Origin of the sequence: Klebsiella spallanzanii (assembly GCF_902158555.1) — a bacterium.
In the GTDB taxonomy this organism is placed as follows: domain Bacteria; phylum Pseudomonadota; class Gammaproteobacteria; order Enterobacterales; family Enterobacteriaceae; genus Klebsiella; species Klebsiella spallanzanii.
Map to the genome: position 1 here is coordinate 50,480 of NZ_CABGGS010000047.1, position 20,550 is coordinate 71,029.

The 20,550-nt window shown below is 48.9% G+C and carries 23 protein-coding genes; 5 read left to right on the forward strand and 18 right to left on the reverse strand.

All coding sequences use genetic code 11. From position 1 onward, the window contains the following. Position 1 precedes the first annotated feature (1 nt). The 14 genes from FN082_RS28515 to FN082_RS28580 all read right to left on the reverse strand — a co-directional run bounded on the left by FN082_RS28515 (position 2) and on the right by FN082_RS28580 (position 8,746). Entirely contained in the window at positions 2-616 is a 615-nt protein-coding gene (locus tag FN082_RS28515; protein ID WP_142982799.1) for a tail assembly protein, read from the reverse strand. A 227-nt stretch (positions 617-843) separates the two neighbouring features. Beyond that, the gene (locus tag FN082_RS28520; RefSeq protein ID WP_142982800.1) at positions 844-1,554 is read right to left on the reverse strand and encodes a C40 family peptidase; all 711 of its coding nucleotides are present in this window, start codon (positions 1,552-1,554) and stop codon (positions 844-846) included. Between the two features lies 1 nt (position 1,555). Then, a complete protein-coding gene (locus FN082_RS28525; RefSeq protein ID WP_142982801.1) occupies positions 1,556-2,308 on the reverse strand; it encodes a phage minor tail protein L in 753 nt (250 codons plus the stop codon). Continuing rightward, positions 2,305-2,652 (reverse strand): phage tail protein, encoded by a 348-nt coding sequence (locus FN082_RS28530; RefSeq protein ID WP_139538042.1) that lies wholly within the window; start codon positions 2,650-2,652, stop codon positions 2,305-2,307. Before FN082_RS28530 ends, FN082_RS28525 begins: the two co-directional genes overlap by 4 nt. Before the next feature lie 22 nt (positions 2,653-2,674). Continuing rightward, entirely contained in the window at positions 2,675-3,784 is a 1,110-nt protein-coding gene (locus tag FN082_RS28535; RefSeq protein ID WP_142982802.1) for a phage tail tape measure protein, read from the reverse strand. A gap of 85 nt (positions 3,785-3,869) precedes the next feature. Continuing rightward, entirely contained in the window at positions 3,870-4,181 is a 312-nt protein-coding gene (locus FN082_RS28540; protein ID WP_328592369.1) for a DUF1799 domain-containing protein, read from the reverse strand. Beyond that, on the reverse strand, positions 4,178-4,489 hold the full coding sequence (locus FN082_RS28545) for a phage tail assembly chaperone (protein WP_139538040.1): 312 nt from the start codon (positions 4,487-4,489) through the stop codon (positions 4,178-4,180). Before FN082_RS28545 ends, FN082_RS28540 begins: the two co-directional genes overlap by 4 nt. 59 nt (positions 4,490-4,548) lie before the next feature. Continuing rightward, a complete protein-coding gene (locus FN082_RS28550; protein WP_139538039.1) occupies positions 4,549-5,211 on the reverse strand; it encodes a phage tail protein in 663 nt (220 codons plus the stop codon). 124 nt (positions 5,212-5,335) lie between these two features. Next, the gene (locus FN082_RS28555; RefSeq protein ID WP_139538038.1) at positions 5,336-5,755 is read right to left on the reverse strand and encodes a hypothetical protein; all 420 of its coding nucleotides are present in this window, start codon (positions 5,753-5,755) and stop codon (positions 5,336-5,338) included. 85 nt (positions 5,756-5,840) lie between these two features. Continuing rightward, complete coding sequence (locus FN082_RS28560; protein WP_139538037.1) at positions 5,841-6,383, reverse strand: glycoside hydrolase family 108 protein; 543 nt, start codon at positions 6,381-6,383, stop codon at positions 5,841-5,843. A 129-nt stretch (positions 6,384-6,512) separates the two neighbouring features. Further along, on the reverse strand, positions 6,513-6,788 hold the full coding sequence (locus FN082_RS28565; protein WP_139538036.1) for a phage holin family protein: 276 nt from the start codon (positions 6,786-6,788) through the stop codon (positions 6,513-6,515). After that, entirely contained in the window at positions 6,778-7,170 is a 393-nt protein-coding gene (locus FN082_RS28570) for a phage holin family protein (RefSeq protein ID WP_139538035.1), read from the reverse strand. The genes FN082_RS28565 and FN082_RS28570 overlap by 11 nt, the downstream gene beginning before the upstream one ends. A 77-nt stretch (positions 7,171-7,247) precedes the next feature. Next, positions 7,248-7,610 (reverse strand): transcriptional antitermination N peptide, encoded by a 363-nt coding sequence (locus FN082_RS28575; RefSeq protein ID WP_142982803.1) that lies wholly within the window; start codon positions 7,608-7,610, stop codon positions 7,248-7,250. A gap of 434 nt (positions 7,611-8,044) precedes the next feature. Next, positions 8,045-8,746, reverse strand: a complete 702-nt coding sequence (locus FN082_RS28580) for a S24 family peptidase (protein ID WP_185932173.1) — start codon at positions 8,744-8,746, stop codon at positions 8,045-8,047. A 487-nt stretch (positions 8,747-9,233) separates the two neighbouring features. Between FN082_RS28580 and nifJ the strand changes: the two genes are divergently transcribed. The 5 genes from nifJ to ttcA all read left to right on the forward strand — a co-directional run bounded on the left by nifJ (position 9,234) and on the right by ttcA (position 16,235). Then, positions 9,234-12,761, forward strand: a complete 3,528-nt coding sequence (nifJ, locus tag FN082_RS28585) for a pyruvate:ferredoxin (flavodoxin) oxidoreductase (protein ID WP_142982897.1) — start codon at positions 9,234-9,236, stop codon at positions 12,759-12,761. A 356-nt stretch (positions 12,762-13,117) separates the two neighbouring features. Then, positions 13,118-14,224, forward strand: a complete 1,107-nt coding sequence (gene ompC / locus FN082_RS28595) for a porin OmpC (RefSeq protein ID WP_142982804.1) — start codon at positions 13,118-13,120, stop codon at positions 14,222-14,224. Positions 14,225-14,379: 155 nt separating this feature from the next. After that, a complete protein-coding gene (locus FN082_RS28600) occupies positions 14,380-14,592 on the forward strand; it encodes a KTSC domain-containing protein (RefSeq protein WP_110273436.1) in 213 nt (70 codons plus the stop codon). Positions 14,593-14,674: 82 nt separating this feature from the next. Beyond that, complete coding sequence (gene uspF, locus FN082_RS28605) at positions 14,675-15,109, forward strand: universal stress protein UspF (RefSeq protein ID WP_139538031.1); 435 nt, start codon at positions 14,675-14,677, stop codon at positions 15,107-15,109. Between the two features lie 190 nt (positions 15,110-15,299). Further along, positions 15,300-16,235, forward strand: a complete 936-nt coding sequence (ttcA, locus tag FN082_RS28610; protein ID WP_139538030.1) for a tRNA 2-thiocytidine(32) synthetase TtcA — start codon at positions 15,300-15,302, stop codon at positions 16,233-16,235. Between the two features lie 44 nt (positions 16,236-16,279). Here the strand turns inward: ttcA and dbpA are convergent, their stop codons facing one another. The 4 genes from dbpA to FN082_RS28625 form a co-directional block, all read right to left on the reverse strand. Next, positions 16,280-17,653: an ATP-dependent RNA helicase DbpA gene (gene dbpA / locus FN082_RS28615; protein WP_142982805.1), complete on the reverse strand. Its 1,374-nt coding sequence runs from the start codon at positions 17,651-17,653 to the stop codon at positions 16,280-16,282. 19 nt (positions 17,654-17,672) lie between these two features. Further along, positions 17,673-17,858, reverse strand: a complete 186-nt coding sequence (gene ynaL / locus FN082_RS30415; protein WP_289177103.1) for a proline-rich small protein YnaL — start codon at positions 17,856-17,858, stop codon at positions 17,673-17,675. A 277-nt stretch (positions 17,859-18,135) separates the two neighbouring features. Continuing rightward, positions 18,136-19,119: a zinc transporter ZntB gene (zntB, locus tag FN082_RS28620; protein ID WP_139538028.1), complete on the reverse strand. Its 984-nt coding sequence runs from the start codon at positions 19,117-19,119 to the stop codon at positions 18,136-18,138. Positions 19,120-19,468: 349 nt separating this feature from the next. Continuing rightward, the gene (locus FN082_RS28625) at positions 19,469-20,023 is read right to left on the reverse strand and encodes a helix-turn-helix transcriptional regulator (RefSeq protein WP_235892162.1); all 555 of its coding nucleotides are present in this window, start codon (positions 20,021-20,023) and stop codon (positions 19,469-19,471) included. Positions 20,024-20,550 lie beyond the last annotated feature (527 nt).

The following is a 20,550-nucleotide window of genomic DNA, read 5'->3' on the forward strand; positions in this document are numbered from 1 at the left end:
TTTACTGCTGGTCTTCTACATAAATTCCAGCGGTAATAATTGCGCCACCGATTCGCCGCTTGCCGTATAACAGCGGCACCGGATATCCCTGAGCAGTTGTATTTGTCACACCACCGAAGGCATAAGATGCTTTATTTTCAGGGGATTGTTGGCTGGCTAACCCTGGAACCTGAGGGGAAAGCATCTGAAGCACGCCGCCAAGCGCCATTGAGGCGCCCAGCATTGCAACACTCCCCCAACCAGAGCCAGCTGCCATAGCGGCCAATACGCCTCCTGCCCCCATTGTCGCGATTGAAGCAATCGCAATCAAAGCCACACCTAATATCGTTTGTAAGACGCCAGCCTTTTTACTACCGATGACAACAGGAACAATTCGTACTACGTTATCATTTATTGGGAAAGGTATATCATCTTCTCTAATATTTTCCTTTCCTTTAAATACTGCATATGTTAAACCCATTGCCTTGCTGTTGTTCATGAATTTTTCAAATCCATTTATAGTACAACATAAGGCGCGTATCGCTTCGGAAGTTGTCGCTACCATCCGACAATGCGATTTACCGAACTGTTTACCCAAAATACCACCCAGCTCGATCCTGACCATACGTTCTTGCATAGATAGATACTCTCTCTGTCTGTGGTTTTATTTTGGCGATAATAAGAAAATATAATTCCATTTCACCATGAATAAAAAACCTTAGATATACAATGTATAGACACTAGCGTTAAGCGTGAAAATCATCTCAAACCTCTTGGTTTAAGAGGAAGATAATAATTAATAAATAGACATGCTATGGCTTAAGATAAAAAGACATTCACAACTCATCGTCGCTATTCAAGCATTCAACCCAAGCTGTTATAACGCAATATCTTCACCGTTCTTTCCTGCCAGTATCCACCGTAAGGTACCCGCTGACTCAAATGACCATACAGATGATGTAGTAGCATATTTCCCTCCAGGAGAATACCTGCGTGATTCCATTTATTCGCCTGCACCTGCATGATAATCATATCACCGGGCTGCGGCGGGCCAGAAAACTCGCGAAATCCGCATTCATACCAGCAATCATGATAAAAGTTATCAGGATAGTCATTTTCCCACCACGGATAATCCACCCGGTAGTCCGTCAACTCAACACCATGCTGCTGGCGAAAATAACTCATTACCAATCCCCAGCAATCATAGTGGCCAAGAACAAACGGGCGCTCCAATAGCGGCAGCTCCCCTCGAGGATAAATCGTACGGAGATCACCTTCCGGCCAGCTAAAGATATGCCAGGGTAGCAACATCGCGTCACACTGAGCCTTATCCAATTCGCTTGGCTGGGTCGTAGCATCAGGGTGGCTGTGCACAATCCCCGTGACGGTGCCCCAATCCTCTATCTGAGCGTAATCCTCCGGCGCAAGGACAAAATGCTCTTGTGGATCGTCAGCAATGTTACGGCAGGGAAAATAGCGTTCTACCCTTCCTCTTTGCGCAATCGCACCGCAGCACTCACGAGGATACTCCTGCCGGGCATGCTCCTGAATAGCCCTGATAACCTTCTGGCGCATATTAGCTCCGAATTAAAGACGTGCCGGGGAAACCACCAAAAGGTAACTCGTTGTCTTCACCAAAGCGTAATTTACAGGCTGATAAAGTACCGTTGCAGACATCCATCGCCGGATCGGTAACAGATATATTATTTTTATCAAAATATCGCTGACCGGCATAATCACAGCCATCACCACTGCGGTATTTATTTCTGATACACCAGGTACAGATAGAATGTAGCTGGCGAGTTGGGATCATGACCCCTTGCAAATCCATTGGGCTGGCAAGAGTAAACTCAATCGCTTCATTCGTTTCTTCACTTTTGGCATCAATAAAAAAGACCTTTCTTTTTTCCTGCGTGGGATCGGCAGCCGCATTCCCCTCAGGAAAATTACGTGCATCAAGATATTTTGCCAGAGTATCGTGGATTGTCACCTTCGCCTGTACCAGATCATCGTAATACAGGCATAGAGCAGTAATCGAAGCGTCAATATTTGCCACCTTAAGCGATGGCTGCGCGTCCCGACCACCGGTAGTAGATTCAATACCTTCAATAATACAAGGCCATGGCATATATTCATTTCCTTGCCACCAAATGGGTTTGGCAGGTAAACGAGTCTCATCGCCGCCCGCAGCCAGAATCTCGGCCTCGCTATGAGCGATGCTATGTCCGTGGAAATATAAGACGTCATCCATTCCAAAGACGCTGCCATCAATCTCCAGCAAGCGTATTTCACTCCCTGGTTCAAGTTTTTGATAATCAGCTGTAATCATGGTGCATATGCCTGGTTAAATGTGGCGGTTACCGTCATGACCTGACTTGATAATGGTGAAAGCTTTAATGAGTCGGGGCTGACGCGATAAAGTCCAGATTCACCCGTTGGTGAATCCCAGATAAACGACTTCGTGACATGGCGGCGCATAAACTCGAGCACCGCTAATATCTCTTCCTTTTCGCCGGTCAATGTTACCGGCCAGGTTTGTTTTTCAGAATGAATGCCATCACCCACGATCTGCTGGTAGCCATCACCAAAACTGGCCTCACGGACGTTAAAATTAAAATCGCCTTGCAAACCCGCTTGTATTTGTGTTCGCCAGGTAAAAGTTTCTATTGCCATATCATCTCCGGGAATCAAAAAATTAACGCGCGTGGTTTGCATTCCAAATAAGGCCACCCGGCCTCAATTCATTCGCCACGCCAGCACGCACTGAACGATCGATAGTCTGCTGCCAGGCGCGATTCACCGCACCATTATTGTCGGTCGATTGCGCTTCTGAACTCTGATTCTGAATAAGTACTGAGGTCTGAACGGTAAGTGGCCCTGCGCCAAAAGAACCCAGTCCCTGCATCGATGCCGTTCCCACATAACCGCCACCCGCATACCCTTGTGCGCCGCGCATCATGGCGTAAAGATTGCCAATCCCTATCGCCGAGGTCGCCTCTTTGGTAAAAACAAATTCACCGCCATGAACAATCCCTCTTGGCTCATATTTACCACCGTCTCCGGTATATCCGCCTCCGGAATGGCCAGTGAAAACTTTACCGATGGATGCTACCCAACCAATGCCGGAATTCGACATCGCGTTAAAGGAAGCCTGCATGGCTTTTACCAACAATAATTGGCTAAGCATCTTCAACGTTCCCTTCAGAAAGGTCATCAGGAAATCGTTAAAGTTCGCCTTTCCTGTGGTTATATATTCCACCAGCGAGTTCCCCATTGAGCTAAAAGCGTCTTTGGCTAATTCCTTTAACTTTCCGTGAACATTTGTACCATCCGCGAGGAATTTGTCCCACGCCTCTTTGGCTCCAGCCATTAAACCGCCGAGCCAATCACTCTTATCCACATCTTTCTTACTATTGCCGGAATTATCTTCTCTCTCTGTGCCAGGTAGGAAAGGTATTAACGTATTACCCACCGCGACGTTTGAAATACTGCCCATCCCTGTTATTGAATCCCAGTAACTCTTAGGACCTGTCGTTATATTGTAGGCCTCATTCTCCGACTTCTTTGCCATATCCTGAAGTATTGACCCCATTCTGGCCGGAGGAAGAGGTAACGTCTGCATTAGCCTTTTCAGGCCATCCGTATGTTTTTTCTGGATATCTGTTGCGGCACGAAAAGTCTTATTAAACTCTTCACTTTTCCGGCTGGCAACAGTGACTTTCTGTTGATATTGATCCAGAAGTCGGTTGCTTTTTTCCAGCTCACTGTTATTCATGCGCAGTGTTATTGTTGTATCACCCGCCATTGAATTTCTCCTGAAAGAATAAACCAGACGATAGCCTGGTTTAAGTTGATGAATAAATAGAACATCCTTCCGATAAAAATCCTGACTAGTTCTGTAGTTTATTCAGGATATTCAACGCCACCCGTTCCATTATCTGAAGATCGTTTATTGCGGTTACCTCGTCAGCTACATCATAAACCCTCATGAGCCATGCAAGGACATTATAATCCAGACCGATGACCCCTCCCGGGCTGGTGCGCCACTGCGTACTGGCCGCGCGAAAGACTACAAATGCAGGCCAGATATCAGGCCAGACGTTGATAACAACATCGTCATAGTCTTCGGCTGTCAGACCAAATGCGCTCAGCTCATCCGCTGATGGTTCAGGCGTATAGAATGCAGAAGCAACCGCAATCAGTTTTTTTCGCGATTCCCTGTCAGCTCCTGATAATAGGTGGTCATTATTGCTTTAACCGCCCCCGGATAGTTATCTATCAGTGTTCCCATATTCTCTCGCGTACAGGGTTCAGATAATGCCCAGTCATCGACGATCTCCAGTAAATAATCACTGGCGGTTTTCTCGTCAATATTTTCAAGTTCTGCCAGCTCTTTTATTGGCCGATGCTTAAATGTAAAATTCAGTACTCCGTCGTCTTCACCAGCTCGGGGAATAATGACATCCGCTTTAAAAACAGGTTCAGGTTGTAATTTGAAGATAGCGCTCATAAGTACCCTTAAAAAGGCTCCCGCAGGAGCCCGGTTAAATTTAATTACAAGGAGAAGTATTAATCTTCCGATTTGTAAAAGGTAATATCCCGCGAATGAATGGAAAACGCGACTTGTACGGTTTCAACACTATTCACGGCCGTTACCGGTTGCGGATCAAATGACGGAACACCGGACCAATAGCGATATTCTTTCGCATTAGGAACATACATGCGTAGCGGTAAAACCTGACCATAACGATCCGCCATACTCAACACATTGTAGATCGGTAAAGAAGCATCATGGGCTAACGTGAAGGTTTGATTCTTTGCCGCCTTAAAGGTGCCAATATTACGCTGGCGATCGTCTGCCAGAAACTGTACCTGCGCATACTGTTGTTCACCACCTGATTGCGCGACTTCCGTAATCTGTGGAATCTCAGTCCATTCAGTGATTTTCTGTAATTTCCCGCTACCGGCATGAACAGGGAAAAAATTCCTATCGCTAGAGTTAACAACCGAAATGGTCACGCTATTTGTTGTTTGCGCGGTGATTCTGGCAACTAAACCATCGATAAGTCCCCATCCCGAAGAAATAAGCACGACATCATCGACCTTAAGGTTATGATTTTCAGCAACGGTAAAAATAGCCCCTTCGCCATTGGAAACCGCGCTGACTGAAACTGGATTACTCAGACCGGAGCCAACAAAAACGGTCGAGCCATTAGGCAGAGCAAAAGCCATAATAATATCTCCATTATTAATATTTAAATTTTAGAATACACTTTATAAAAATCAGTTTGTTTAATTATGACTTATTGTTATGCATCATAATTATTACGTTTAAAACCAAAAGCATTTTAATTTATTATGAATTTTCTGAGCTGCCATTATGCAATACGCTATCAGGGATGCGTTTTGTTAATGGTTCATTTTCAAAAATCTTCATGCCATACTGACCAATCCACGTCGCATTTTGATTAATATTACTAAAAATAAACTCCATAACTTCAAGCATTAACTCTTGAATTAAAGTTGCTGAGTTATCACGGCACCAACTTTCGATCGAAGTCAGAAGAGGGTCGGAGCCATTAGCAACGAACTGCTCGCCAATACTATAATGCTTCGTTTTATTTTCATCAGTAATGCAATGCAGCTTACTGATTTGTAGAACCTCCGCCGATGGCCCAACAGTTTGAACAGTGAGCGTTACAATTTTATTCCCTGTTTCCTCGGCAACAGTGGATGAGTAAAACATTGAAAGAGTTAAATCATTAGATGTATACATTTATTTTCTCCAGGTGACAGTTACGGTACTAATCATAGTAGTATAACGTTTGAATTAATCGCATTCAGAGATTCGTCATTAAATATTAAATAGCTATTCTCGCTTTCATCCAGCCATATACAAATGATTCATTGGAATCATACTTTTCAACCAGCTCCAGATAATACTGTCCCTGGCTACAATTCAGTGCTCGAAGTAATACGTTCTCTCCCTCTTTCCCTCTGCGGATAAGATAAAGACTCAACGCATTTAAGGTTCTGGGGCCAATAACTCCATCAGAGATGAGATCCGGATAGAGCATTCCTCGATGATTAAAAGCATTTAGCCATCGTTGAAGCCACTTGCTCGGTAATGACGGTCCCATATTGACACCGGCATCACACAACTTTTCAGCGATAGTGGCAGATATGTCAGCAACCTGATCGAACCGGGGCGCAATCCAGTAGTCAGCATTGAGAATATCCAGCGCTCGCTGGCGCGTCAGCTTTCGCATATCGCCATCATAGCCATGGGCCCGGGCGGTCACCTGAGTAATTCCCCAGTTTGTCGGACCGCCTTTATCATCCGGATGATTTACATAACCGCCCTCCTTATCCAAAATGGTATTAAAAATGTCATCTTTGTTCATACATGCCTCATTTATACCCGTCATACTTCAAGTTGCATGTGCGTTGGCTTTCCTCGCTCACCCCAGTCACTTACCTGAGTAAGCTCCTGGGGATTCCCTGCGTCACCGCCTTCCTGCAACTCGAATTATTTAGGGTATGTCGATTAAATGTGCAATATTCCCTTTCGCACGAAATACAGTAATAAAAACAAAAAAATTGACCACAACAACCAACCAGTGGGTCGACTCATACAAGCCGAATAAATAGCGAAACGGTATACTTGCGTAAGTAACCACCAGTAAATAGGCTGTACATGATACCCATGGCCGATATCTTCTGTACTGAGAACGGCGATATAGCATCAAATTCAGGGTAATAAAAGCACAGAGAACTGAATTAACCAACGCGGGAAGGTTATTTTCCATTCGGACGCTCATTATTATGCCGGGTTAATATTTTGTATAAATCGGTTAGCTCTTGATTATTCAGAAACGTGAGGATCTTAATAATAAGTGCAGATATCAGCACCGCGCCCAGCGCGTCTAATGGCCTTTCACTATACCCTGTCCAGGATGCCAGTTTCGTCCCGATTAACCCGGCTCCCAGGACACCAACAATAAAGGAAGTCATGAAATAAGCGGCCAATCGAAAGCGGGTAATATTTACCGCAGTTGCCACATAAAATACCGCACCAGCAAAAGCCCCAAAAACAACGCCATAATCAATACCTGTTACCAACCCAAACATACCAGCTCCCATTAATCCACCAGCAACAACTAGCGATGTACCGGAAACAGGATCAGACATTTATCCTCCCTTCTTTCACTGTGAGTGATGATGGTGAATACCGAAGTGCAGAGTAATTTTTCATACTTACACTATGGTTACCTCGCCGTAATTTTCTTTCTTTTTTGTAAACCAAGTGCATAGATCGCCCGATGGCAAAGATAGTCAGCGGATTCTATATATTTATGCCCGAACTCTTGTTGATAAATAATTGCCGCTCGCTCAATTTGGCGTTTGTATTCTTCACGTTGCCAGATAGCATCCTGAGCAATAAATTTTATTGGCACAGCGTTATCAATAGAGTCCGGCGTATGATGTACTCCTTTGGCCTGAATCTGAGCGCGACCAGGCGTCGGTCGATGCAGAACGTCTGCAGTGAGGGTTTCAGGATTTTGCAAGTGCGAGCGACGTTCACGGCGTCGGCCCGCTGCAGAACCTTTAAACGCGGTTCGACGGGACATAGCGGCCTCCTTAATGATCTTTGGTGGTACGGTCATAGCGGAGACATTCGCTTAAACGAGCCTTATTGAAAACCCCATCCCAAAGTTCATTATTTGAGGAAACTGGCTTTTCAGCCACGTAGATTCATTACTGAATCGTTGTATCTCATCATCAGGATGATTGAGGTAAATCGTGTTGATGAAATAAAGATACCTAAAGGTTATTCAAAAATAAATACCTGTGGGTATATTTTTCTGTTAAAACTTGTAATCACATGAAAAAAAAAGGATTTTTACATGTAACTCATTTGACAGGAGAGTCGCAAAGGGGATGGAAGAGTACAAGTGTTGCCCATGCGATGCCATAAGCAACCCTGATAGCGGAGTCCGTGGAGCCTTCTCAACAAGGCACTAACATAACGCATCTGCACGCCTGAGCGTGCAGACAACTACACTCAAACAAAGCGTTTAACGCTGTGGCTATAGATAACGCGGCCGATAATCTTCAGATACTGTTCATGGCTTTCGCCAATCGTCCAGTCGGCATATTTGCTGTTATCTGAATGAACCAGCAGCCCTTCCGCCGTGAACTGAAGACGCTTCACCAGAACCGCGCCTTTAAATGAGAAGACATAGATGCCGTCACCCTCGAAGTAGTCTTTCGAGACATCAATAAAGATATAGTCGCCAGTTTCAATCGTGCCTGACATGCTATCGCCGGATACCGTGATCACTTTGATATGCTCTGCGGGCCGGTTACCAAAAAGCCTGAGCGCGCCGACGGAGTCATAGGTGATACTGCTGACGGTTTCATCAACTTCACTTGAGACAATACAACCGGATCCGGCGCTGGCTTGTGCATCCAGAACTTCAATAACGTATTGTATCTGTGGTGAATTTTCCACTCGTTCGCCCACGCTATCAATACTCCCGGTAATACCGTCCATCCATCCACGCGGCAGATTGAATGAAGATTCAATAAGTTCGACCATCTCGTCAGCTATCCTTTTCTTTTGCTTCTTACCTTCGGGGTAGAGCATCCGTGAGACATAAGAAGGCTCCCGACCAATAGTTCGGGCCACATCAACGGCTTTTCCGCCACATAAATTATCGCGGATATAGAGCAGGCGTTGCCGCCGGATTTCGTATTTGTCCATAGGAGCGATTTTAACGTCATTTACCCTCAGATGGGCAAAATATAGCAAACGCTCATAAAATTACCTACAGGTAATTATCATCAATGTCCACGCTTCATCATCTTCCTGGTGCCGAACGGAGATCGGCAACATTGCTACTTATGGAAAAATGAAGCCTTCGATTTTGGTGTAGGGTGTCGTTCATACATGAACACCTATGCAATAAGTTGAATTAATTTATCTAAACTATGGATTTTGTAGCCACCGGAGATCAAAAAATCATGTTCCTGTGGCGTCTATACTTAAGCTGTTAGCCGCAAACAAAGTAACCCTGTCAGAAACCAAGCGGGCAGCGTACCACTGACCATATGGCAAGCGAAAAATGAACGTCTAAGGTGTCATGGAATCACGACAGGCGAGTTCCGGAGAACGCATGAACAAGTGTTCAGATTGCGTCTCTGAACATAAAAATATTTTTTATCAAACATTAAGCAATGTGAGTATTGATATGATCACTATCGACGGTAATGGCGCGGTCGCTTCAGTCGCGTTTCGCACCAGTGAAGTTATCGCCATCTACCCGATTACGCCCAGCTCAACGATGGCAGAGCAAGCGGACGCCTGGGCTGGCAACGGGCTGAAAAACGTCTGGGGCGACGTTCCCCGCGTCGTCGAAATGCAGTCGGAAGCCGGGGCCATTGGCGCCGTACACGGCGCGCTGCAAACCGGCGCCCTCTCGACTTCTTTTACTTCATCGCAGGGCTTACTGCTGATGATCCCGACGCTGTACAAACTGGCTGGCCAACTAATGCCGTTTGTTCTGCACGTCGCTGCGCGTACCGTGGCCACCCACGCGCTCTCTATCTTTGGCGATCACTCAGACGTGATGGCCGTGCGTCAGACCGGCTGCGCGATGCTCTGCGCCAGCAGCGTCCAGGAAGCGCAGGATTTTGCCCTGATTTCGCACATCGCGACGCTGCAAAGCCGGGTACCATTTATTCATTTCTTTGATGGTTTCCGCACTTCGCACGAGATCAACAAAATCGCTCCGCTGGCCGACGATACCCTCCGCAGCCTGCTGCCGCAGGACAAAATCGATGAACATCGCCAGCGCGCGCTGAATCCGGAACATCCGGTGATCCGCGGCACCTCGGCTAACCCGGACACTTACTTCCAGTCCCGCGAAGCAACTAACCCGTGGTACGACGCGGTCTACGAGCACGTTGAAACCGCGATGGACGATTTCGCCGCTGCCACCGGGCGCCAGTACAAGCCGTTTGAGTTCTACGGTCATCCGCAGGCAGAACGCGTCATTGTGATCATGGGCTCTGCAATTGGCACCTGTGAAGAAGTGGTTGAAGAACTGCTGAGCCGCGGCGAAAAAGTCGGCGTGCTGAAAGTTCGTCTTTACCGCCCCTTCTCCGCCGCTCATCTGTTGGAAGTCCTGCCGGAAAGCACCCGCGCCGTCGCGGTTCTGGACCGCACTAAGGAACCAGGGGCTCAGGCGGAACCGCTGTATCTCGACGTGATGACCGCCCTCGCGGAAGCCTTCAATCGCGGCGAGCGCGAAACTCTGCCACGCACCATCGGCGGTCGTTATGGACTGTCGTCCAAAGAGTTCGGCCCGGAGTGCGTGCTGGCGATCTTCAACGAACTGAGCGCCGCCAAACCTAAGCCGCGCTTTACCGTTGGCATCTACGACGACGTGACCAACCTTTCCCTGCCGCTGGTGGAAAATACCCTGCCCTCGGAAGCGAAGCTGGAAGCGTTGTTCTACGGTCTCGGCAGCGACGGCAGCGTTTCGGCGACCAAAAACAACATCAAGATTATCGGTAACTCAACGCCGTGGTTCTCGCAGGGCTATTTCGTCTATGACTCGAAAAAAGCCGGCGGCCTGACGGTTTCGCACCTGCGCGTCAGCGAGAAGCCGATTCGTTCTTCTTATCTGATTTCGCAGGCGGATTTCGTCGGCTGCCATCAGTTGCAGTTTATCGACAAGTATCAGATGGTCGAGCGGCTGAAGCCCGGCGGTATTTTCCTGCTCAACACGCCTTATAGCGCTGATGAAGTCTGGTCGCGTCTGCCGCAGGAAGTGCAGGCAACGCTGAATCAGAAAAAAGCACGCTTCTATGTCGTCAACGCGGCAAAAATCGCCCGCGAATGCAGCCTCGGCGCGCGTATTAATACCGTTATGCAGATGGCATTTTTCCACCTGACGCAAATCCTGCCGGGCGATAACGCCCTGGCGGAGCTGCAGGGCGCTATTGCCAAAAGCTATAGCAGCAAAGGTCAGGAACTGGTGGAACGTAACTGGCAGGCGCTGGCGATGGCCCGCGAATCGCTGGCGGAAGTACCGCTGCAGCAGGTCGATGCCAATAGCCCGAACCGTCCGCCGGTAGTATCCGATGCCGCGCCGGATTTCGTCAAAACCGTGACCGCCGCCATGCTGGCAGGGCTAGGCGACGCGCTGCCGGTTTCCGCTCTGCCGCCGGACGGCACCTGGCCAATGGGCACCACTCGTTGGGAAAAACGCAATATTGCCGAAGAGATCCCAATCTGGAAGGAAGAACTCTGCACCCAGTGTAACCATTGCGTCGCCGCCTGCCCGCACTCGGCGATCCGCGCTAAAGTGGTCTCCCCGGAAGCGATGGAAAACGCCCCGACCAGCCTGCACTCTCTGGATGTGAAATCCCGCGATATGCGCGGACAGAAATACGTATTGCAGGTCGCGCCGGAAGATTGCACCGGCTGTAATCTGTGCGTCGAAGTGTGCCCGGCAAAAGACCGACAGAACCCGGAAATCAAGGCCATCAATATGATGTCGCGCCTTGAGCACGTTGAAGAAGAGAAAGTGAATTATGACTACTTCCTCAACCTGCCGGAAATTGACCGCAGCAAGCTGGAACGTATTGATATCCGCACCTCGCAGCTGATCAGCCCGCTGTTCGAATACTCCGGGGCCTGCTCCGGCTGCGGCGAAACGCCTTATATCAAACTTCTGACCCAGCTTTACGGCGACCGGATGCTGATCGCCAACGCTACGGGTTGTTCATCAATCTACGGCGGTAACCTGCCCTCTACGCCATATACCACGGATGCTAACGGTCGCGGCCCGGCATGGGCGAACTCGCTGTTTGAGGATAACGCCGAATTTGGTTTGGGCTTCCGCCTTACCGTCGATCAGCATCGTCAGCGCGTTATGCGCCTGCTGTCAGAGTTTGCAGGTAAGCTTCCGGCGGAGCTGAACGACGCGCTGCATGCAGAAGCGACGCCTGAGGTGCGCCGTGAACAGGTTGCCGAACTGCGTAAGGTTCTGGCAAATGAAGAGGGTGCGAAGGAACTGTTAACAGACGCCGATGCGCTGGTAGAGAAATCTATCTGGCTGATCGGCGGCGACGGATGGGCCTATGATATCGGCTTCGGCGGTCTCGACCATGTCCTGAGCCTGACCGAAAACGTCAATATTCTGGTGCTCGATACCCAGTGCTATTCCAACACCGGCGGCCAGGCGTCGAAGGCTACGCCGCTGGGCGCGGTCACTAAGTTTGGCGAACACGGCAAGCGCAAAGCGCGCAAAGATCTCGGCGTCAGCATGATGATGTACGGCCATGTGTACGTCGCGCAGATTTCACTGGGCGCTCAGCTTAACCAGACGGTGAAAGCGATTCAGGAAGCAGAGGCTTATCCGGGACCGTCGCTGATTATCGCCTACAGCCCTTGCGAAGAGCACGGTTACGATCTGGCCCTAAGTCACGACCAAATGCGCCAGCTGACCGCAACCGGATTCTGGCCGCTGTATCGCTTTGATCCGCGTCGTGCTGATGAGGGTAAACTTCCGCTGGCGCTGGATTCCCGTCCGCCGTCAGATGCGCTGGCCGAGACGCTTCTTAATGAGCAACGATTCCGTCGCCTGAATGCCCAGCAGCCGGAAGTAGCGGAACAGCTGTGGAAGGACGCAACGGCGGATCTGCAGAAACGCTATAACTTCCTCGCGCAGCTGGCCGGCAAGGTGGAAAAACCGGCAACCGAAAGCTAATTCACAGATGTTTTTTTAAGCACACAAAAAAAGCCCGAATATCAATTCGGGCTTGTCATTTTACCGACCAATAAAAAACCATTCTCAGGAACGGACGGCAACGTAAATTTTTGGATGACAATAAAAGGCATATAACGGGCGAATAGTACGGCATTAAAACGGATATGTATAATTTTTATTTTATATGCATTTCATTAAACCATTCACGTCAATTATTACCATTTCATTAGTATTATTTGTTTTAGATTTTACTTATATCGTAACAATTGATACTTACCATATCTTAATTTGCTCCTTTAGCATGAGTTCACTTCCCTGGAGGAAGCTAAAACAAAAACAGTTAAAGGATTGTCTAAATGAAAAGAAAAGTACTGGCCCTCGTTATCCCGGCATTATTAGCTGCCGGCGCTGCTCACTCCGCTGAGATTTATAATAAAGACGGAAATAAACTGGACCTCTATGGCAAGGTAGACGGTCTGCATTATTTCTCTGATGATAATAATTCTGATGGCGATCAGACTTATGTTCGCTTTGGCTTCAAAGGTGAAACCCAGATTAACGATCAGCTGACCGGTTACGGTCAGTGGGAATATAACGTTCAGGCAAATAATACTGAAAGTTCAAGCGATCAGGCGTGGACACGTCTGGCGTTTGCTGGCCTGAAATTCGCTAACTATGGTTCATTCGACTATGGTCGTAACTACGGCGTACTGTACGATGTAGAAGGCTGGACCGATATGCTGCCAGAGTTCGGCGGCGACTCCTATACCAAAGCAGATAACTACATGACCGGCCGCGCTAACGGCGTCGCGACCTATCGTAACAACGACTTCTTCGGTCTGGTTAACGGTCTGAACTTCGCCCTGCAGTATCAGGGTAAAAATGAAAACGCCGGTAGCGGCGAAGGCACCAACAACGGCGACCGCAGCGTGCGCAACGCGAATGGCGACGGCTTTGGTCTGTCTACTTCTTATGATTTCGGTATGGGTATTAGCGCCGCTGCCGCTTACACCTCTTCTGACCGTACCAACGATCAGATGACCCAGACCACTGCCGGCGGCGACAAAGCTGAAGCATGGACGACTGGCCTGAAATATGATGCCAACAACATCTATCTGGCAACCATGTATTCAGAAACCCGCAACATGACTCCGTACGGCAACGGTAACGGCGTCGCGAACAAAACGCAGAACTTTGAAGTGACCGCTCAGTATCAGTTCGACTTCGGTCTGCGCCCGGCAGTTTCTTTCCTGATGTCTAAAGGTAAAGACCTGAGCAATACCGATGGCGACAAAGACCTGGTGAAATATGCTGATGTCGGCGCAACCTATTACTTCAACCGTAATATGTCTACCTACGTTGATTACAAAATCAACCTGCTGGACGAAGACGACAGCTTCTATTCTAACAGAGGCATCTCTACTGATGACGTTGTAGCATTGGGCCTGGTTTACCAGTTCTAATGTTAAGGCCCGCTGGCAACGGCGGGCTCTCTCCTTCTCTTCCCCCTCCAACAGCCACAGTCAAATCAAAACAATATATCTAATGCCTTAAAATAGTCGTCCGATGAATGATATATTGCTATCAAGAACTGCCGTAGCCGTAGAGGACGCCCGTTATGAATCATCAGCCCGTAAAATCTTCCCGAATCACCTCCGTCGCCTACGACGAGTCCTCTGGCATTCTTGAAATACGCTTTCGCGATAACCAAACGCTGCAGTATATCGGTGTCCCGCCGCGTATTTACCGTAATTTCCTGCAAGTTGTTTCTAAAGGTCGTTTTTACGATGGCGTCATCAAAGGTAAATTTACCGAACGCCGCTGCGCCTGATAGTAAAAGTGTGATTGTGGTCAATGTACAATAATCGCCTGGATGGCCTACACTTTTAGTGGTTACTTAAACAGGAGGTTTTATGAACAGAATGATTCTTGTGCCCATCGATATTTCCGATACAGAATTAACTGACCGCGTTATCAAGCATGTTGAAGCAGAAGCCAGAATCGATGATGCCGAGGTGCATTTCCTGACCGTCATTCCCTCCCTGCCCTATTACGCCTCGCTGGGAATGGCCTACACCGCTGAGCTACCGGCGATGGATGACCTGAAAGCGGAATCAGAAGCGCGGCTGAAGGAAATTGTGAGTAAGTTTAATATCCCTGAAGACCGTATCCACTTTCACGTTTCAGAGGGTTCGCCAAAAGATAAAATTCTGGCGATGGCGAAGTCTCTACCGGCAGACCTGGTCATTATCTCTTCACATCGTCCCGATATTACCACCTATCTGCTGGGCTCTAACGCCGCCGCCGTTGTGCGTCACGCCGAATGCTCGGTGCTGGTAGTGCGCTAATCCCCTCAGCCCGCCGTTGCGCGGGCTTTTTGTCTTTCCCCCTCAGGGGTATTTAACCTTAAATGTGCTGACATTCCCCTCGCTAATCCGTACCATACACGCCACATGCTACGCACCAGCAAAAAACCGATAGAATGCTGGCAGAACGCGTGCTCTTCTGATGCCACACTATGAATTGAGCCACTATTAAATGCTGCAAAATCAAGAAATTAGTAAGAAAGAAAAATACAACATCGACAAATTGCAGAAGCGCCTGCGCCGTAACGTCGGCGAAGCGATCGCCGATTTTAATATGATTGAAGAAGGCGACCGCATTATGGTTTGCCTCTCCGGCGGTAAAGACAGCTACACCATGCTGGAGATTTTGCGCAATCTGCAAAAAAGCGCGCCGATCTCTTTCTCGCTGGTAGCGGTAAACCTCGACCAAAAGCAGCCGGGTTTCCCGGAGCATATTCTGCCGGAATATCTTGAGCAATTGGGCGTTGAATACAAGATTGTTGAAGAGAACACTTACGGTATAGTTAAAGAGAAAATCCCGGAAGGTAAAACCACCTGCTCGCTTTGCTCGCGCCTGCGTCGTGGCATTCTTTATCGTACCGCCGCGGAGCTGGGCGCGACCAAAATCGCCCTGGGCCACCACCGCGACGACATCTTACAAACGCTGTTCCTCAATATGTTCTACGGCGGGAAGATGAAAGGTATGCCGCCGAAGCTGATGAGCGACGACGGTAAACACATTGTCATTCGCCCGCTGGCCTACTGCCGCGAAAAAGATATCGAGCGCTTTTCTCAGGCAAAAGGGTTCCCAATCATTCCGTGCAACCTGTGCGGTTCACAGCCGAATCTCCAGCGTCAGGTGATTGGCGATATGCTGCGCGACTGGGATAAACGCTATCCGGGACGCCTCGAAACCATGTTTAGCGCGATGCAGAACGTGGTGCCTTCCCACCTTAGCGACGTTAACCTGTTCGATTTTAAAGGGATTCACCACGGTTCTGCGGTGGTTGACGGCGGCGACCTGGCGTTCGATCGCGAAGAGATCCCGATGCAGCCAGCGGGATGGCAGCCGGAAGAAGATGAAGCGCAGTTGGATGAACTGCGCCTGAACGTGGTAGAAGTAAAATAATGCTCTCGCGTCTCAGACCTCTGCCTGAGACGCACTTTCCGCGCTTATTTCAGCAAACGAACCCGGCAGGTTTTGCCTTTAATTTTTCCGTTTTGCAGCTGTTTAAACGCCTTATGCGCCACGTTTTGACGCACGGCAACGTAGACATGCGCCGGATAGACGTTGATCTTGCCGATGTCCGCACCATCAAGGCCGATATCACCCGTTAGCGCTCCCAGCACATCGCCCGCGCGCATCTTGGCTTTTTTGCCGCCATCAATACATAGCGTCGCCATTTCTGCCTGCAGCGGCACAATACTGTTATTCGTCGGGCCGTTCATCCAGTTCAGCTTTATTTGCAGCATTTCGGCAAGAATATTCGCACGCTGCGCCTCCTCCGGCGCACAAAGGCTGATCGCCAGACCGCTTTCTCCAGCGCGAGCGGTACGACCGATACGGTGCACGTGAACTTCCGGGTCCCAGGCCAGTTCATAGTTCACCACCAGCTCCAGCGACTTAATATCCAGCCCGCGAGCCGCGACATCGGTCGCCACCAGCACACGCGAGCTGCCGTTAGCAAACCGTACCAGCGTCTGGTCGCGATCGCGCTGTTCAAGATCGCCATGTAGCGACAGTGCACTTTGTCCGGCGGCATTCAGCGAATCACAAACGGCCTGACAATCTTTTTTAGTGTTGCAGAACACCACGCACGAGGCGGGCTGATGCTGACTCAGTAGCTTTTGCAGCAGCGCGATTTTACCGTGTTGCGAAGTTTCAAAGAACTGTTGTTCGATAGCCGGAATGGCATCAACGGCATCAATTTCAATGGTCTGCGGGTTGTTCTGTACGCGACCGCTGATCGCCGCGATGGCTTCTGGCCAGGTAGCAGAAAACAACAGCGTCTGGCGCGAAGCCGGTGCAAAGCGGATCACTTCATCAATGGCGTCGCTAAATCCCATATCCAGCATACGGTCTGCTTCGTCCATCACTAGCGTTTGCAGCGCATCCAGCGATACGGTGCCCTTTTGCAGGTGATCGAGCAAACGCCCCGGCGTGGCGACGATAATATGCGGCGCATGCTGAAGTGAATCACGCTGCGCGCCAAAGGGCTGACCACCGCAGAGAGTTAAAATTTTAATATTCGGCAGGAATCGCGCCAGGCGACGCAGTTCGCCGGCGACCTGATCCGCCAGCTCACGCGTTGGACACAGCACCAGCGACTGCGTCTGGAAAAGTGAAGCATCTACATGCTGAAGTAATCCGAGGCCAAACGCCGCCGTTTTACCGCTGCCGGTTTTCGCCTGCACGCGCACATCTTTACCCGCAAGGATAGCGGGCAAAGCCGCCGCCTGAACCGGGGTCATAGAGAGATATCCCAGTTCATTCAGGTTATCTAGCTGGGCGGCAGGCAAAACATTCAGAGTTGAAAAAGCGGTCACAATAATTTCTCGCATTACATTAAAGGGCGGACAATCTGCTGGCGCGTATCCTCGCAGATCTCCGCTCCCGATGCGACAATTTAATCGGTTCATCGTCAGGCGGCGGGTCAGGCAGCGGATGCGGGCGAGGTCTTGGATCCGGTACAGGAACCGGCTCGTTGGGCTCAGGTGGAATGGGTATTGAGTTTAGCGGCTGATAACGCATATTGACTCCCGGTTATGGACGGGTACACCCATTAAGCGTAGAAGCTGGCAATCAGAGCGCAAAAAAAAGCCGACTCATTAAAGTCGGCGTCGTACGAATCAATTGTGCTATGCAGTAATTCAAAAAAGGAAGTAAGACAATATGGAGCGCAACGCCCATCGCTTGACGTTGCATTCACCTGCGAGAGAGATATTGCCCTGAATGGGTAGATGGTTTATTGATTTCGCTCAAACATTGCCGGGTTTTCGCTGCCATCATCGTGAAAAAAGGCGATTCTTTACAACCATTTACTACGATGCAACCACCATGTAACACCCCCAATGAGAACGACTAACATTATGCAGAAAATAGAGAAGCCCATATGCCAGCTGTTGCCAGGAATGCCGCCAAGGTTGACGCCAAACAGCCCGGTTAAAAAGGTGCTCGGCAGAAAGACCATCGCCATCAGCGACATGGTGTAAGTTCTGCGCGATAGCGACTCCTGCATAATCTGCGCTATCTCATCGCTCATAATAGCCGTGCGGGCGATGCAGCTATCAATTTCATCCAGACCGCGCCCCAGACGCTCGGCAATATCCTGCATCCGTCGACGATGGTCGTCCGTCATCCACGGCAGACGTTCGCTGGCCAGTCGGGCATAGACATCGCGCTGCGGTGCCATATAGCGTCGCATGACGATAAGCTGTTTACGCAGCAGCGCCAGGAAACCACGCGGTGGCACCTGTTGATCCAATAAATCATCTTCCAGATCGATAATCCGGTCGTGGAGTTGCTCAATAAATTCGCTGGAGTGATCGGTCAGCGCATCGCAGACCTCCACCAGCCAGCCACCGCCATCAACCGGACCGTTACCTTCACGCAAATCGCCAAGCACATCGTCCAGTGCCAGGACCTTACGCTGACGGGTAGAAACGATTAAACGCTCGTCCATATAAAGACGCATCGCCACCAGTTGATCCGGTCGCTCATCGGTGCTGCCGTTAATACAGCGCAGAGTGATTAACGCCCCATCGCCAATCCGCGTCACCCGAGGACGCGTACTCTCCCCGGACAGCGCATCGCGCACGTTATTGGGCAACAGCGGCGTCGATGCTATCCATTCCGCGCTATCAACGTGGGTATAGTTAAGATGTAGCCAGCAAGGATGCTCTTTATCAATGGTGTCACTGTCGGCTAACGGCTTCACGCCGCCCTCCCCGTCGAACACCCATGCAAAAACGGCATCCGGCACGTTCAGTTCCGTTCCCTTAATAGCGTCCACTGGACCTCCGTTAACTCATGCACATTTCCGTAGTCTAGCCTTACACGACGGTTACGCAAGAGTTAATCAGGGCATGCTGCTGAATTCACTGGTGAAAAGGGAGAAAGCAGAAACAAAGAACCCGCCGACGGCGGGTTGTGGATAGACTTTGCCATACAGCGTCTAACCTGCGTTATCATCCGCCGCCAGAAATCAGGCTGGCGGGAAGGCAGATTAGCGGGAGTCGTTCATTTTTTCTCTTCTGCGTATTGACGCGCGTTGTCGTGCAAATGAGTGCACATGCTTTAATCCTCCATTGTTGTAAGCAAAATAAGAATAGAGAGATATTACCGGTTTGCAAGTTTAATGACTACCGTCTATCAACGCAGCGTGCGTTATCCATATATCGCAGCAATAGCACCAGATCTAAATCGTTGCGTAGTTGAAATTTCGACATAATGAGCCGTTTGTGTGCAAAAACCGTTTTATTACAAAGCGACAGCTTTCTGGCAATCGTATTCACCGTTAACCCTTGATAAATTTCTGCCGCGATTATTCTCTGTTGCGGGGAAAGTTTTCTGTGCGGGCAACTATCGCATCTGTACGTCAGTTTTTCTTTCGCTGATGGCGATGTCAAAATCCATGAGAGTTTAATTTTGTCCATAACCTGAGCCAGGTTTTCATCGCGCCCAATAAAGACCATATCCTTCAGACAAAGCGGTAAAGCGCCTCTCCCGCGTTGGTTTTGCCTGGCAATCAGACCGATCAGTAATCCTTGTTTTCGATTTAACAACTCTGGATGACACACGAATTCCTCTCCACGACATAAATCCAGCACAACCACATCAGCATCGCGCACGGCCCGTTCATTAAGCGATGCAGCAAATTGTGTAGAGAATAGATATTCGGGGAAAAATTTTTGCAATAAAAAATGAAATCCTAAATTAAAGAACTGATTATTATTTTGATAACTATATTCAACATCGACTTAGCCTGCTGACGAAAGTAAATCAAGGAGTATCCAGACTGCTAACGATACGCACAGTACAGCTATCGTCGTTTTACAAAACACGATATAAAAAAACATTTTTTGACCTGAAAAATGACACACAACGAAATTTAAGAAAAATAACTATCTACCGAGGCAAATCATCTCCAACTGATTAAACCCGACATACCCACCCTATATTAATATCCGCTACCACCATCCAAAAAACGTCATATTGAGAACACGTTATAACATCTATATGAATTAGATTTCTGCCAGTCGGGCCACCGCCGAAAAGTCCTGCTGGCTATGAAATATATCAACAACAACACTATTTCTGCTGAAGTGAATTTTCATATAAACTCGCTCATTAACTCAAGTTTTTTTGGGTATCATTTTAGACTCTTCATCATCCATCTTTCCTCTGGAAACCAGGCTCTCAGTCATCGCATCATGCAAACACT

Bases quoted from the DNA above. Each gene is read 5' to 3' on its own strand.
- FN082_RS28555 (WP_139538038.1), bottom strand. From the start codon at position 5,755: ATGTATACATCTAATGATTTAACTCTTTCAATGTTTTACTCATCCACT.
- FN082_RS28520 (WP_142982800.1), bottom strand. From the start codon at position 1,554: ATGCGCCAGAAGGTTATCAGGGCTATTCAGGAGCATGCCCGGCAGGAG.
- FN082_RS28545 (WP_139538040.1), bottom strand. From the start codon at position 4,489: ATGAGCGCTATCTTCAAATTACAACCTGAACCTGTTTTTAAAGCGGAT.
- ompC (WP_142982804.1), top strand. From the start codon at position 13,118: ATGAAAAGAAAAGTACTGGCCCTCGTTATCCCGGCATTATTAGCTGCC.
- FN082_RS28565 (WP_139538036.1), bottom strand. From the start codon at position 6,788: ATGGAAAATAACCTTCCCGCGTTGGTTAATTCAGTTCTCTGTGCTTTT.
- FN082_RS28530 (WP_139538042.1), bottom strand. From the start codon at position 2,652: ATGGCAATAGAAACTTTTACCTGGCGAACACAAATACAAGCGGGTTTG.
- ttcA (WP_139538030.1), top strand. From the start codon at position 15,300: ATGCTGCAAAATCAAGAAATTAGTAAGAAAGAAAAATACAACATCGAC.
- FN082_RS28525 (WP_142982801.1), bottom strand. From the start codon at position 2,308: ATGATTACAGCTGATTATCAAAAACTTGAACCAGGGAGTGAAATACGC.
- uspF (WP_139538031.1), top strand. From the start codon at position 14,675: ATGAACAGAATGATTCTTGTGCCCATCGATATTTCCGATACAGAATTA.
- FN082_RS28535 (WP_142982802.1), bottom strand. From the start codon at position 3,784: ATGGCGGGTGATACAACAATAACACTGCGCATGAATAACAGTGAGCTG.
- FN082_RS28515 (WP_142982799.1), bottom strand. From the start codon at position 616: ATGCAAGAACGTATGGTCAGGATCGAGCTGGGTGGTATTTTGGGTAAA.
- FN082_RS28600 (WP_110273436.1), top strand. From the start codon at position 14,380: ATGAATCATCAGCCCGTAAAATCTTCCCGAATCACCTCCGTCGCCTAC.
- FN082_RS28570 (WP_139538035.1), bottom strand. From the start codon at position 7,170: ATGTCTGATCCTGTTTCCGGTACATCGCTAGTTGTTGCTGGTGGATTA.
- FN082_RS28560 (WP_139538037.1), bottom strand. From the start codon at position 6,383: ATGAACAAAGATGACATTTTTAATACCATTTTGGATAAGGAGGGCGGT.
- FN082_RS28575 (WP_142982803.1), bottom strand. From the start codon at position 7,610: ATGTCCCGTCGAACCGCGTTTAAAGGTTCTGCAGCGGGCCGACGCCGT.
- FN082_RS28550 (WP_139538039.1), bottom strand. From the start codon at position 5,211: ATGGCTTTTGCTCTGCCTAATGGCTCGACCGTTTTTGTTGGCTCCGGT.
- ynaL (WP_289177103.1), bottom strand. From the start codon at position 17,858: ATGCGTTATCAGCCGCTAAACTCAATACCCATTCCACCTGAGCCCAAC.
- nifJ (WP_142982897.1), top strand. From the start codon at position 9,234: ATGATCACTATCGACGGTAATGGCGCGGTCGCTTCAGTCGCGTTTCGC.
- FN082_RS28580 (WP_185932173.1), bottom strand. From the start codon at position 8,746: ATGGACAAATACGAAATCCGGCGGCAACGCCTGCTCTATATCCGCGAT.